Origin of the sequence: Pseudomonas sp. MWU16-30317 (genome assembly GCF_020515695.1) — a bacterium.
Classification (GTDB): Bacteria; Pseudomonadota; Gammaproteobacteria; order Pseudomonadales; family Pseudomonadaceae; genus Aquipseudomonas.
Genome location: NZ_JAIWJA010000001.1, coordinates 655,827 through 670,405, shown reverse-complemented (window position 1 = coordinate 670,405; position 14,579 = coordinate 655,827). Strand labels below are relative to the sequence as shown.

The window sequence follows — 14,579 nt, the reverse complement described above, 5'->3', positions numbered from 1 at the left end:
AACCAAAAACGGGTGCTACCGTTGGGCTTCGAGCTGCTGATGATCATTGGCAGCACCAAACGTTAATTACTAGCAGGGTTTGACATGAACTTCCTAACAGGTCGCTGGCATTCAGCGAAGACTATATGTTTTGGCGCTTCGCTTATATTTTTCTTGCTGGGGTGTCATCGACCGGCTGATACTGCCACTACTGTTTCTGGCAGCAAGACCACTACAGGAACAATTAGCTTGCTGACTGACTGGTGGGCGGGGCCTGGCACCTGCCACTTCCCCGCGTCTAATCGCAATATTGCCATAGAGGTCCCTATAGCTAATTGCGGTGTAAGGTGGCCGAAATGGATTGTCTTTACTGAAGTTCCGTCGGCTACAACCATACGTTTTATCGAATACCAGGGAATAAACGGGTGTAGCACTGCAGCGGATGCCCCGGTCTGGTATGACATTGAGTTTAAAACTCGTGGCGAATACACCAGTGATAATAAAGATCCTTGGAAAATTCAGTCACTGCTACGCGCCGCCAAGCCCGGAGCGATTGTGGATCATAATTTACAGGTGCTCAAAGTAGTGACTGTCGGCGACGACAAGGACGCGAGTTATGACTACCAGGGCAAATTGAACTGCATTCGGATCCGCGATAGCCGAAGCTAATATTCCTGGAGATGACAATGAACGTAACAGATAAAAACAACTGGCGATGGGCAGGATTAGTGTATCTGCTTTTTTCAGTTATTGCGCAAGCAGACTCGGGACTTCCTCGCAATACTGGTTCTATTATCCTGAATGGAACATGTTCAATTCCGATTACTGAAAAATCTTTAAGGAAAGTCAGCAGCTGGGAGTATGGCACGTTCGAACCCTGTGATATCAACACCGTCAACACAATCCAGCTAAAAGATGTACGCTCTGCCGTGACTATAAAGTTGCGCAGTTATGGGGTGCGTGAGCGTCCTATAAGCGGGCTCCCCCGTCAGCCGCCCAACGACTGCGACGAAACTCAAAGCCAATACGCTTTTCGTATCGACATCAAAACAGTCGGCAATATCACCGGGACCAGCAAACCATTCGACATAGACGATCTGCTAAGTGCCAGTCCCGCATCGGGTGAAGTGCGTGCAAATAGCCACGGGGGCAGAGCGGTAGTCGAGAATCTTCGATTGGTTTCGAAAAGCCAGACCCTTGTTCCAGAATATCCTATTCATGAGTACTTGAGCTGTTTTCACTTCGACTTCTGAACCCCATACGATGTTTAACGACATGACCCAGGAAGGGGATCGACATGACTGCACATAATAATATTTCTTCGAACGCCTTCAACGCGGTGAGTTTTGTCAGCAATGGCGTAGACCCGCGTACCGGCCAATACACGGTTACCGTCAATTTGCCCGAGCTCAATGGCAACCAGCTCTGCGGCCCTGCGTTACCTTTGGGCTTGAGCTTCAGCCCTATCAATACGCGCGACAGTGGCTACGGTGTCGGCTGGGACCTGTCCTTGACGCAGTTCAACCCGACCACTCGGGTACTCTCGCTCGCCAGCGGCGAAACCTACAAGGTCACAGGGCAAGGCTCGGAACCCAAGATCGCCGAATGCAAACTCGAGACCTTCAAGTTTTTCGACGAAGGCGCTGGGCGTTATCGCGTGGTGCACAAGAACGGGCTGGTGGAAGTACTGGCCGCCAGCGGGATCGCCGGCTACGTGCTGGCGCTACCGGTGCAGATCCAGTCACCGGAAGGCCATTCCCTGTCATTGAGTTACGAGCCTTATGGCAACTTTCAGCGTCTGCGCGAGGTCAAGCAAGCAGATGGCAGACCGCTGTTGCTGCTCAGGTACAGCAGCGGCTCCCTGAACATCAGCTATCTGGAGGGCGCTAGCGACCGGATTCTGGCCACCTACATGCTGATGCTCGACACCAGCACTAGCTGGCTGAAGCACCTGATTTTACCGAGCGGCGAAAATGCGCGATGGAGCTTCGATTACGAGCGTATTGGCGATTACACCTGCCTCAAGAGCTTGCGCTCACCCCAAGGGGCGATAGAGACCAACGTACATGGCGGACGTCATCCATTTCCCGCCAGCAACAAGGTGCTGCCAAGGGTCACCCAACACGTCATCGATCCGGGCCGCGGACAACCGGTGACCGAAACGCGCTATACCTATAGCAGCAACAACTTTCTGGGTTATAACGCCGCCAGCCTCACCTGGCGCGACGATGGCATGGATAATCTCTACAGGGTGACCGAGGCCTACGAGTACTACAGCATCCAGACCCGCTACAAGGACAATGTTGCGGGGCGCACCATCAAGTCCACCTACAATCGGTATCACCTGCTCACCGAGCAAGTGACCACCAACGGCAACGCTCGGCTGATCAACGCAACCGAGTACCATCTGGACGACAGCCTGCCTTTCGATCTGCAAATGCCGCAATGCCAGCTGCCGCGCAAGACCCTGTCGCGGTGGACCTTGGTGGACGACCCCACAAGTCTGCGCGACGAAGTAGAAACCACTCGCTTCGACGCCTTCGGCAACAAGATCGAGCATATCGATCCGAGTGGCGTTCGCGAGACCTGGAGCTACTACTCGGCACTGGGGGAGCCTGGCTGCCCTCCAGACCCGTACGAATTCTGCCGCCAGGCCAAAGCGCATCGACGTTATCCGGCCAAGCCGTCGGCTCCGGTTGCGGCGCCGCTCCCACGGCTGACGAGCGCCCGCAAGATACCGGTCAAACGCAAACAGTCGACGCGGGTGTACAGCGATGAGCCGGTAATGATCACAGCCTACACGTACAAGACTCATCCACCGCTGAACGGTGGCCCGGTGACGCCGCTGGTGCTCGACACCTCCACCACCAGCACCGAGACGCCAGCCGGCGAACAGGTGCAGCTGCAATCCACCTACAGTTACTACGATTGCCCGGATATCCCCGGGCGTCACGGCAAGCCGCATACCACGGTCGAAGAGCAAAACGGTTACCGTTCCACCATCACCCACGACTATGACTATGTGACTCGCCCAGGGGGCCTGACCCACCGGGAGCAAGTCAGCCACGCGTTCGATGGAACCACGAGCGAAAGCCTGCAGTGTTTCGAGCTGTATACCGGCTTGCTGCTGGAAGAGCACACGCTTGAAGGTCGCATCCTGCGCAATGAATATGACGCGTTAGGGCGCCTGACCAGTGAAGGGGTGGACAGTGCCGATGGCCGGTATCCTGCCGTCCGCCGCTATAGCTATTCCTGGCCCACGACTACGGGGCGCTTTGCCGAGCATCGCGTGGTGGATGCAGAAGGCATCGAAACCATCGAGGAGCTCGACGGCATGGGCCGTACGATCCGCGAGCTACAGCAAAAAGCAGATGGCAGTAGTGACGATGATCAGTTCAGGCTGGTGTATAGCGCTCAGTATGGCCACGAAATGCAATTGCTCGAGGAAACCCGACACGACTGGCTCGACGACCAGCCATTGGCGACGACTCGACGCCTGGAGTACGACGAGTGGGACCAGGAACGCCGCGAGGTGGATGCCAACGGAATTGGCGTCAATACCCTGGTCGACCCATTCGAGCGAACCGTGACCCGGTGGCAGGACGGCATGGCCAAGACCACCACGTACAACAATCAGTTCGGCAAGCCGGAATCCGTCATCATCTACCCGCCCGACTCGGAGCCCGATGCTGCCTGGGTCAGCCGCGAGCGATCCGTTTATGACGGGTACGGCCAGGTGCGCTTGAAGATCGCTAGCAACGGCGGCCGCACTTCCCACGATTACGACGTGTTCGGGCGACTCACTCGCCAGCAGTTGCCGGACCGAACCCGTATCTATCAGCATTATGCCGAACACAGCAGCTCGGCGTTGATCACCGAAATCCAGGTGAGCCACAATCACCGTACAACGGCACCGAGCGTGGTGGCGAGCCAGCGCTTCGATGGACTGGAGCGTGTCGTTCAGTCAACGGTAGGGTCGCGGAACACGCAATTGCGCTACTACGGCAATCTGGACGTGGTCGATGAACGTATCACCCCCGCACAACAGACCATCAGCTATGAATATGATCTGGGCCTGGGCAACGAGGCCACCGCTACCCACGCCGAAGAATCCTGCACCTTCGAGTATCACCCGATAACGGCGGCGCTTACCAAAGCCACCTCGTCCCAGGGGACGCAGGAATACCACTACGATCGAGCTGGCAGGATCATCCTGGAGCGCAGTGAGACCGCAGGGAAAACTCGGGAGGTGTCCTATCGTCATTCTGCGGCTGGACGCTTGTTGGGGCAGATCGAGCGGGTCGGCGCCACGCAACTGGAAACCACTATCAAATATGATGCCGGCGGTCGAATCCAACGCACTGTTGCGGGGCAACTGCGCACCGATTTCGAATATAATCCCCAGGGCCAGCTTGCTCGTACCACCACTCAGGATCTATACAGCGGCAATACTTCGGTCACTGAACTGGAATATGATGCTCTGAAACGCGAAATCCTGCGCACCCAACGCCTGTCTGGTGCTGAATACCAGACGGCGCTGACCTGGGCGCCGGACGGTCATTTGCAGCATCGTGAGTTGCGTACCGGCATTGCGCAGACACTAGCGTTGCGCGAAAGCTTCACGTATGACCTGCGCGGGCGCCTCATCGAGTATGTCTGCAGTGGACCGGACCTGCCGCAGGACGCTTACGGTAACTCGATTGTCTGTGAGCAGTTCGATTTCGACGAGCTCAATAATCTGATGTTCTGTACGCGCTGCTTTGGCGATGGCAGTAAAGATGAAGCCCGCCACTTCTATGCCGATGACGATCGCTGCCAGTTGCGCGCAGTGACCCATACCCACCCCGACTACCCGGCCGAAACCCTGTTCAGCTATGACGCTGACGGCAACTTGACACTCGATGCCGACGGCCGCGCACTACAATACGACCGCCAGGGCCGCCTATTGCAAGTCAGCCAAGCCGATGGCGCGCCCCTCACCCGTTATCGTTACGATGCGCACGACCATCTTTTGGGTGTGACTCGCAGCACGGACGCCGAGACGCTGCGGTTTTATCAAGGCAATAAAGTGTGCAGCATGGTGGAGGGCGAACGTGTCCGCTCATTCAGTTACGCCGACGAGGTACCGCTGGGCGAGCAACGTGTGGGTGAACCCGATGACACCCTGTTGACCCTGTGTGGCGAGACCCACACCGTGCTTGCCGAGATCAAGGGTCAAGGGCAGGTCAAACGCGCCAGTTACACCAGCTACGGTGATACCCCCAAAGCACTCGACAGCGCTTTGGCCTTCAATGGCGAGGTACGTGAAGCGGACACTGGGTGGTACCTGCTGGGCAAGGGTTATCGCGCCTATGATCCGCAGCTGCGTCGCTTCCTCAGCCCTGACAGTGCCAGCCCGTTCGGCGTGGGCGGTCTGAACTCCTATGCCTATTGCTTGGGCGACCCTGTTGGTTTGCGTGATCCATCCGGCCACTTCGCGCAACCACAACGGGAGTTGCGTGAATATAACAAGGCGCTTGCAGCCGCAGCCGGGAAAAATGCCCTCGCTTCACTGGGTATGGGCACAATGTTTGCTGTTCTGGGCGCAGTGGTGTTCGCTCCACTGACCGGGGGGTTAAGCCTGGCTTCGCTCTCTATTGGACTAGCGATCGAGATGACCGAATTGTCGCTCAGGACCGCGTGGCTCAACGATATCCAGGCGAAGGGTAAAAGTACCCAAGCCTATAGTATTTATGACAATCTCACGTTGATTGTCGGGATTGTCGGGATCAGCGCATCGTTGTCACAAGCGATACCCAAGATTGGTGCGAAGCTGAGCAAACGCATACGGATGGACCAGCTATACGAACAAGGAAAGAACATTCCTCGCCCTAAAACCAAAGCGCCGCAAGTATCACCGCGCAGCCAATCGATACCTTACGCTGGCATTACAAGACCTAGGCCGAGCGTAAAACCTCGATCACCCGTCAATGAAATGATGCTTGACCCTAGAACAGGTATCGGTTCGACCAACGTCGCCCCTAACGTGGACCCCCCCTTTAGATACGACGATCCTAGTGGAAGCAACATAGATTTTGTCAGCGGCCTGTCAACGGAGTTCGAGGCGGGGTTGGGGCAAACGTCACAAATGCGGTCAAAATTCAAGTTCACGGGCGCTACGCGCGATAGGGAAAAGCGGGTGCGCAGTCCTCTGAGCGCCGAGCAAATGTACTAGCAAGCACCCAAATCCTGCACGAAATCCGCCCCCTTTTCAGGGGGCGAACCCGCCTGAAAAAATCAGATATCTCTCATATCAACGCCCCCCTTCGCTCCCTAGACTCTTCCCCCACGCAGACGACCACTGACACGCTCCCCACGAGCGAGCCGGCACTGTCTTGCGCTTTTGAGTGCTGGCATTTTCAATCCAAACAAGGAAGCAACGATGAAAAAACTGCTAATGGCTGCACCTGTCGCACTGGCAATGGCGATGACTGCCGGCACCGCTGCTGCTGCCGAATCGGGCTCGGGCACTATCTATTTCACTGGTGAAATCAAAGCGGGCACCTGTGCAATCGATGTCACCACGCCAGGCTCCCCGGCGGGCAACCGCATCTTCCTCGGCCAGGCTACCCCTGCAGATTTTGGCGCGGCTGGAACCGAGGTCAACAACACCAAGTTCGCCCTGGTGGTAGACCCTGCCAACGGCTGTTCCGTAAATGACGGCGTCGCCAAGGTCAACTTTGCCTCCAACGACGGCGCGCACCCTGGCAACCCGCAACTGCACGCCCTGCGCGCCGGCACGGCTCAAGGCGTAGGCATCGCGATCCGCGACGCCAGTACCAAACTCATCATCGCCCATGGTGCTGACTCCAAAGACTTCACCACTGTGAAAGATCAGCCCCTGGTGATGGACTTCACCGCCGGGTACATGAGCACAGTCGCCTCCGCCAACATCGTTGCTGGGGACGCTTACGCTGACGTGAACTTCACCGTCACCCTGCCGTAACACCCCGTACCGATGACAAAAGGTCGGGCACCAGCAGGGTGTCCGGCTCACAGGTAAGCCTATGCGCACTCATTTTTCCCCCTCTTCTGCCCCAGGATCCAAGGCTCGCTTATGCATGGCCGTCCTGGCATTGACCTGGCATGCGAGCAGCCAGGCCGCCCTGACCATGAGCACCACCCGGGTGGTGTATGACGCTGACCGTCGTGGCGTGTCGCTGTTGGTGGCCAACCCGAGCAAAAACGTGTTCGCCGCCCAGGCCTGGGTCAATACCGAGCAGGATGACACCACCAGCAGCGTGCCCTTCGTGACCAACCCGCCGCTGTTCCGGCTCGATCCGGTCAAGCAGCAGCAAGTTCAGATCAGCGTGCTGCCGAACGAGCTTGCACAAGACCGCGAATCACTGTTTTTTTTCAACTTGCAGGAAATCCCCCAACTCGACGACAGCCAGGCCAACGTATTGGCGATTGCCATGCGCACGCGCATCAAGCTGTTCTACCGACCGCCCGCACTCAAAAGCGGCCCGCAGCAGCAGTTCGACACCCTCAGTTGGTCGTTGGTGCAGGCCGATGGCAAGCGACGCCTGGCGGTCGATAACCCTACGCCCTATCACGTGACCTTTTCGCGGCTGCTGCTCAATGCCCACGGCAAGTCCGAAAGCATCAACACCTCGGCGATGGTACGGCCCCTGAGCCGCCTCTACTACGATCTGCCCGCCGGCTACAAGCAAGGGCCGATGAAGGTGGAATTTACCACCGTCAACGATCACGGCTCCTCCAGTCGACCGCTCACCATGACCGTCGCGCAGCCGCACTGAACCCCTTTTGCAGGATTCAACCATGACCCGTTCATCAGGAACCGGACGTCCGGCTTTTGCGCTGCGCCTGGTTCGCCCTTTGGTCCTCGGTGCCGGCGTCTTTGCCTTGGCCGAACCCCACGCCTGGGCCAGTGACTCGACGCTCACGTTCCAGTCGCGTTTCATGTATCAGGGCGCGGGCTGGCCAACAGATGCCGGCCAGCTAGCGCTCGATGACCTCGCGCGTACCAGCGCGCTCGGCCCTGGACGCTACAGTGTGGCCTTGTCAGTTAATCTGCGGCCTTTCGATCAACGTGAGATCGACTTCACGCTCGACCCGCAGAATCGGCTACAGCCATGCTTGTCCAGCGCACTGCTGGAAGAGCTGGGCGTCAACCTCGGCGCAATCCAGGACAGAGCACTGCTCGAGCCATCCTGCATCGACCTGAGCAAGGCGATCACCGGCGCGTTCAGCGACTTCAACGCCAGCGAGTTGGCCCTCACGGTGTCGATCCCGCAAATCTCCATGCGCCGCGACAGCCACAAAAACGTGCCGGTGGAGCGCTGGGACCCAGGCATCAACAGCGCGTTCGTCAACTACCAGGCCTCGGCGCAACAGGGTCGCAGTGCCGATGGCCGCACCTATCGGAATCAGGACCTGTACCTGCTCAGCGGCATCAACCTGGGCGCTTGGCGACTACGCAGCAGCCAGTCGCTGCGCAATCACGAATCGGGTCGTGAATGGCAACGGGCCTATACCTATGTCGAGCGTGATGTGCCCGGCACTCTGGCACGCCTGACGCTGGGAGAAACCTACACCGGCGGCGAAGTGTTCCGTAGCGTACCAATCCTCGGTGCGACCCTGGCCAGCGACATGGCCATGCTCCCCGACAGCGCGCAAAGCTACGCGCCGGTGATTCGCGGCGTGGCGCAAACCCGCGCGCGAGTCGAGGTGCTGCAGAACGGTTATCCACTGTATTCCACCTACGTCAGCCCCGGTCCTTACGAGATCGACGACCTCAGCACCGGGGGCGGCAGCGGTGAGCTGGAAATCGTCGTCACCGAGGCCGATGGCCAGATACGCCGCTTTACCCAGTCGTACTCGGGGCTGAGCAACCTGATGCGCCAAGGCGTATGGCGTTACCAGGCCAGTGCCGGGCGCTATCACTCACCTGGCCAGAACGCCCAGCCGCTGCTTTGGCAAGGTGACATGGCTATGGGTATTGGTTGGCATTCGACGCTTTACGGCGGCCTGATGTTCAGTGACTTCTATCAAGCGCGCAATCTGGGCGTGGCACGGGACTTTGGCAGTTTTGGCGCGCTCTCGTTGGACATGACCTTGTCGGATGCCGACATCGGCAGCCAGCAACACTCCCTGCAGGGCAGCAGCTACGCCCTGCGCTATGGCAAAGCCTTCGCCAGCCGGACCACCTTGCGCTTCGCCGGGTATCGCTATTCCACCGAAAACTACCGTGATTTCGAAGAGGCCTTGAACCAGCGCACCCATCACTACAATTACCTCGGCAGCCGGCGCAGTCGCGTGGAGGCGGCGATCTACCAGAACATGGGTCGCTACAGCAGCCTGAGCCTGACCCTGTCGCAGGAGACCTACTGGAACAGCGATTACGAACGATCGCAGTTCCAGGTGTATTTCAATACGTCCCACCGCAATATCGGCTACAACCTCTATGCATCGCAGTCGCTGTCCGAACGCAACAACCGCTCCGATCGTCAACTGGGGCTGAGCGTCAGCATCCCGCTCGGCGGGCGCAATACGCGGCTGAGCGTGGATGCACGGCGCAGCGGCGATCAGTGGTCAGAGCGTGCCAACCTCTCGGGCACTTTCGATCAAAACCGCTACAGCTACAACGCGTCGCTCGATCAACGCGGTGCCGGTGAGCGCAGCGGCGCGCTTTCGTTAGGCTATCAGGGGCCCTTCAGCACGCTGGGCGGCGGTTATACCCGAGGCAGCAACTACGACAGCCTGTCAGTCAACGCCAGCGGTGCCCTGCTGGCGCATGCCGACGGTATCGCGTTCGGGCCCTATGTGGGCGAAACCATGGGCCTGGTGCACGTCCCGGATACCCCCGGAGTCTCGGTCGCCAATACCACCGCGTCCAAAACCGACGCCAAGGGCTATGCGCTGATCCCGCACCTGCAACCTTACCGTATCAATCAGGTGCAACTGCACACCGATCATTTAGGGCCTGATGTCGCCCTGGAGAACGGCACCACGCAACTGGTACCGACACGCGGTGCGGTAATCAAGGCCAGTTTCGTGGCGCGTCGCCAGCAACCGGTGGTGATCAATGCCAAGGGCCACGACGGCAGCCCCCTGCCCTTTGGCGCCACAGTGCGCAATGCCACCGGAGTGACCCTGGGCGTCGTCGGCCAGGCCGGCCAGATCATGCTCGCCAGCCTCGACCAAGCGCAAACCCTGCACGTGCAGTGGGCACAAAGCTTGTGCCAGCTGCATCTGGACCCAAACACCATGACCGTCCGCGACGGTTATCGCCTGCAGGCCCTGACCTGCGACCGTACCCCACCCGCCACTGCCGTCCGTGAGCAGCAGGAGCCAGTCGATGAAGTTTGACGTCGTTACCCACGCAGGCCTTGCCCTGCTAGCCTTGAGCTGCGCCCAAGGCGCCAGCGCCGATGACTTCCGTTTCAACCAGTGCAATATGAGTAGCCGCAACAACAGCGACACCGCTCGCTATGTGGTGTCCATGGGCGATTTCTACGTGCCGCGAGACGTGCCGGTGGGTACGGTGATCGGCGAGGCGTTCAAAGGCAAGTCGACGCCCGCCCCGGGAGGGCTGAGCGTAAGTTGCAATCGGACTGCCTGGCAAAATCCAGACATCGACAACCCGGTATTCGTCTCGGACGTCATTGCCCTGGGCCGGCCTGTCCCTGGGGCGCTGCCTAGTGTCGGGGGGCAAGACCTGACCGGCAAGGTATTCGAGACCTCAGTGCCTGGGGTCGGCATCGCGGTGCAGTTTGGCAACCCCTATAGCGATCAAGGCTCGCGTCCCGGCGATTTCCAGACGCTTACTCGGCTTGCGCCGTTCAGCGCCACCAATTACTTTCCGAATCAGTCTGCCGGGCCCAACCTGCTGACCTTGACCGTGCGTACGCTGCTGATCAAGACCGGCCACATCGAACCGGGAACCCACAGCATCGCGCCGGACGTCCTATTCGAGGGCAGTATGATGCCCGCCGTGCCGAAGGCTTTTACCGTGGCCCTGACCGGCACAGTCCGGCAGGCCCAATGCACTTTGTCACCCAGCAATCCAGATATCGACGACCCGGTAGACCTGGGCGACTGGACCACAGACGACTTCAACGGCCCTGGCACATTCACCCCGGCAAAGGCTTTCGGCATCAACCTGCAAGACTGCGAAAGCAACCCGGGCGACGATGGATTTGGCTTCGCCACCGCCCACGTGACCCTGACCGGCACTGACGGCTCGGCCATTGTCGACAAAGATATCGGGCTGTTCAGTCTCGACAGCAACGCCACTGCCGGCGGCGTCGGCATTCAGGTTCTCAAGGGTGATGGCGCCACCCCCGTGACGCTGGGCGAAGCCTTCCCCATGGTGCGCATCAAGCCGTCGGGCAATACTCGGATGGAATTCAGCGCGCGCCTCTATCAACTGCCCGACGGCACCCGGGTCAGTGCCGGGACCACCACGGGGGCGTTGAACTTCACCGTGAGTTATCTGTAGCCAGGTGTCAGGCCACCACCGTAATGCCGCCGGACGCCGGGAATGCCACCCAGTTCTCTCCTGCATCGAAGCTGACCCTGACGTAGAGGGCCAGTGCGCTATTGCTGCGCAGCGTCTGTAGCCAGGCTTTAGGCAAGGCGACGGATACCCCGCTGTTGATCTGTCCTGAGGTCACAGGGGTTGCGTCAAGCATCACGTACTCGCTGGCAAGACCGTTTTGGCCGGTGCCCTCGGCCCAGAGCCTGATTTTTTGTGTGGTGGAAATCAACGGCCAGGGCCGCAGGGTGATGGTGTCGCCGGTGGTCAGCGTGCTGAGGCTGATACGGCCACTATTGTTTATGGCTGCTTGACTCTGCACCTGCGGCAGGTATTGCTGGTCAATAACGCTCACGATCAGCCGCAACGGATCGGAAGCCGGCAGTTCCGGGTGATTGAGTAGCCCGTAGGTGATGACCAGCGTCTTGCCAATGCAGGCCGCGACTTGCTCCTTGGTGATGAATCCGCGCCATGGACCGGTATCTGAGATCCTCGCCTGGGTTTGCGCTGCGCCAGTCGTGCCTGGAGTACCCCAGTAAATCGAAGCGATTTCGTCGGGATTGAACGCGGCATTGGCGGGCACCCACACCGTCACGCCGGTCAGGGCCTTGGTCGGGTCGAGTACATTTGATACCCCGCCATTGGACGAATCACGCACCTGGGGCGCGGGCCAATACCGGGGTAGCGGCGCGGCGCTGACGTTCAGCTCGACCGCCGCCGACAAATTGCTCTCATTGCCTGCGCGATCGGTCACGCGATAAGTGGCGTAGCGCCGGCCATCACCCAATGCACGAATCTGCGCCCCCGTGAAGGTCAGTTCTATGGGCTTGCCGAGGTCGCCGACGCCCAGTACTTTGTCCGGCTGCGCCAGGCTGCCGACCGCCGCCTGCTCCCAGTAAGGGGTCAGCATGTCGCCGACACGCACCGGGTAATACTCAGGGACCTGGGCTACCACCTGATCGCCATTGAGCTCAAGGTAGCGCGCGGTGATATCCGTCGCCGCATCGGGCGGGAAGACCAGGCGCCCTCGGTTATCGCCCAGGTCCGGCGAGGTGGTATCGACGACGAAAGAAAACACCTGCGAGTCGCCACTTACCCCGGATAGCCCCAAGGTGACTCGGTAATAGACGCTGTGAAGACCCTCGGTGAGGTAAATTCTGTCCAGCATGATGAACAACTCATCGGCCTGAATAGGCGAATCCCAAGAGCGAGTCGCGACCGCAGCGGGCCGGTCGTCGAGAAACAGCTGCAGCACGTCCGGATATTGCACAGTCGGCTCGGAGTATTGCCAGAGATCAAATTCGAGGCGCAGATCGGCACGGACTTGCTGTTTGCTGAGCAGGTTGTGCTCGCCGCCCTCGATATCCGGCAAGGTGTCAGCCCGAGGTGCTGGCAGCAACGCCATGTCGTCGTGGAGCACCCAGTGCCACAGCCGGCGCCATAGCCTGTTTAGCGATACCCCACTCTTGCGTTTCCTGCCCATCGACCGCTCCATTGACTGTGTAATACCAAGTCTGATTAGAGAGCGGCGGCGGCTGGCTGCCTACTACAAGAACTGCTAGGTGTCGGGCCCCGCTATCCGTGCTAGGGCCGATGTGGCGAGGCGGGATCAGCGACTGGGGGTGCGCAGGGTCACGAACTCTTCCGCAGCAGTTGGGTGTACGCCGATGGTCTCGTCGAAAAGCTGCTTGGTGGCGCCGGCCTTGAGCGCGATGGCCAGGCCCTGGACGATTTCACCGGCGTCGGGGCCGACCATGTGGCAGCCCAGGACCTTGTCGGTCTGGCTGTCGACCACCAGTTTCATCAGGGTGCGTTCCTGGCTCTCGGTGAGGGTGAGCTTGAGGGCACGGAAGTCGCTCTCGAATATCTGCACCTGATGGCCCTGCTCGCGCGCCTGCTCTTCGGTCAGGCCGACCGTACCGATCGGTGGCTGGCTGAATACCGCCGTGGGAATGTGCTGATAATCCACAGGGCGATACTGTTCAGGCTTGAACAACTTGCGTGCCACAGCCATGCCTTCGGCCAGGGCCACCGGCGTCAGCTGCACGCGGCCGATCACATCACCGAGGGCGAGGATCGATGGCTCAGTAGTCTGGAACAACGCGTCGACTTTGATGAAACCTTGGTCGTTGAGCTGCACAGCGGTGTTTTCCAACCCCAGGTTGTCGAGCATCGGCCGGCGTCCGGTGGCATAGAACACGCAATCGGTCTCCAGCTCGCGGCCATCCTTAAGGGTGGCCTTGAGGCTGCCGTCAGCCAGTTTGTCGATGCGTGCGATATCGGCGTTGAACTGCAGATCGACGCCGGCGCGGATCATCTCGTCGCGCAAGTGGGTGCGCACCGTGCCATCGAAACCACGCAGGAACAGCTCGCGCCGATACAGCTGGGTGGTCTGCGCGCCCAGGCCGTTGAAGATGCCAGCGAATTCGACGGCGATATAGCCGCCACCGACCACGATGACGCGCTTAGGCAATTGTTCGAGGAAAAAAGCCTCGTTGGAGCTGATGGCGTACTCGCGGCCGGGGATCTCGGGGATCACTGGCCAGCCGCCGGTGGCGATCAGGATGCGCTCGGCGCTGTAACGCTGACCGTTGACCTCGACGGTGTGCGGGTCCAGCAGATGGCCGTGGCCTTCGAGCAAGGTCACACCGCTGTTGACCAGCAACTTGCGGTAGATACCGTTGAGGCGCTCGATCTCGCGGTTCTTGTTGGCGATCAGGGTCGGCCAGTCGAACGTGCTTTCGCCGACGGTCCAACCGTAGCCCTTGGCCTGCTCGAAGTCCTCGGCGAAATGCGAGCCGTACACCAGCAGTTTTTTCGGCACGCAGCCGACGTTGACGCACGTGCCGCCCAGATAGCGGCTCTCGACCACGGCGACCTTGGCGCCGAAGCCTGCCGCGAAACGCGCAGCGCGCACACCGCCGGAGCCGGCACCGATGACAAACAGGTCGAAGTCGTAGGCCATTGCTGTGTTCCTTCTGGTATTCGAGGGGCGCAGTCTAGCAGCGCCCGGCAGACAAATAAAAACGCCGCCGATGGCGACATCGGCGGCGTTGGTTCG

9 protein-coding genes are annotated in these 14,579 nt (G+C 59.6%); 7 read left to right on the top strand and 2 right to left on the bottom strand.

The genetic code is table 11. The annotated features are described in order from the left end of the window. The first annotated feature begins 84 nt into the window (after window positions 1-84). The 7 genes from LIX93_RS02990 (at window position 85) to LIX93_RS02960 (ending at window position 11,482) form a co-directional block, all read left to right on the top strand. A complete protein-coding gene (locus LIX93_RS02990; protein WP_226502519.1) occupies window positions 85-648 on the top strand; it encodes a hypothetical protein in 564 nt (187 codons plus the stop codon). A gap of 17 nt (window positions 649-665) precedes the next feature. Continuing rightward, window positions 666-1,232, top strand: a complete 567-nt coding sequence (locus tag LIX93_RS02985) for a hypothetical protein (RefSeq protein ID WP_226502518.1) — start codon at window positions 666-668, stop codon at window positions 1,230-1,232. 44 nt (window positions 1,233-1,276) lie between these two features. Beyond that, complete coding sequence (locus LIX93_RS02980) at window positions 1,277-6,193, top strand: RHS repeat-associated core domain-containing protein (RefSeq protein ID WP_226502517.1); 4,917 nt, start codon at window positions 1,277-1,279, stop codon at window positions 6,191-6,193. 207 nt (window positions 6,194-6,400) lie between these two features. Next, window positions 6,401-6,964 (top strand): fimbrial protein, encoded by a 564-nt coding sequence (locus LIX93_RS02975; RefSeq protein WP_226502516.1) that lies wholly within the window; start codon window positions 6,401-6,403, stop codon window positions 6,962-6,964. A 115-nt stretch (window positions 6,965-7,079) separates the two neighbouring features. After that, window positions 7,080-7,778, top strand: coding sequence for a molecular chaperone (locus LIX93_RS02970; RefSeq protein WP_226502515.1), 699 nt, complete (start codon window positions 7,080-7,082; stop codon window positions 7,776-7,778). A 22-nt stretch (window positions 7,779-7,800) separates the two neighbouring features. Beyond that, on the top strand, window positions 7,801-10,350 hold the full coding sequence (locus LIX93_RS02965) for a fimbria/pilus outer membrane usher protein (RefSeq protein WP_226502514.1): 2,550 nt from the start codon (window positions 7,801-7,803) through the stop codon (window positions 10,348-10,350). Beyond that, window positions 10,340-11,482 (top strand): fimbrial protein, encoded by a 1,143-nt coding sequence (locus tag LIX93_RS02960; protein ID WP_226502513.1) that lies wholly within the window; start codon window positions 10,340-10,342, stop codon window positions 11,480-11,482. The genes LIX93_RS02965 and LIX93_RS02960 overlap by 11 nt, the downstream gene beginning before the upstream one ends. Window positions 11,483-11,489: 7 nt before the next feature. Here the strand turns inward: LIX93_RS02960 and LIX93_RS02955 are convergent, their stop codons facing one another. After that, on the bottom strand, window positions 11,490-13,001 hold the full coding sequence (locus tag LIX93_RS02955; RefSeq protein WP_226502512.1) for a hypothetical protein: 1,512 nt from the start codon (window positions 12,999-13,001) through the stop codon (window positions 11,490-11,492). A gap of 126 nt (window positions 13,002-13,127) precedes the next feature. After that, entirely contained in the window at window positions 13,128-14,483 is a 1,356-nt protein-coding gene (gorA, locus tag LIX93_RS02950; protein WP_226502511.1) for a glutathione-disulfide reductase, read from the bottom strand. Between the last annotated feature and the right edge of the window lie 96 nt (window positions 14,484-14,579).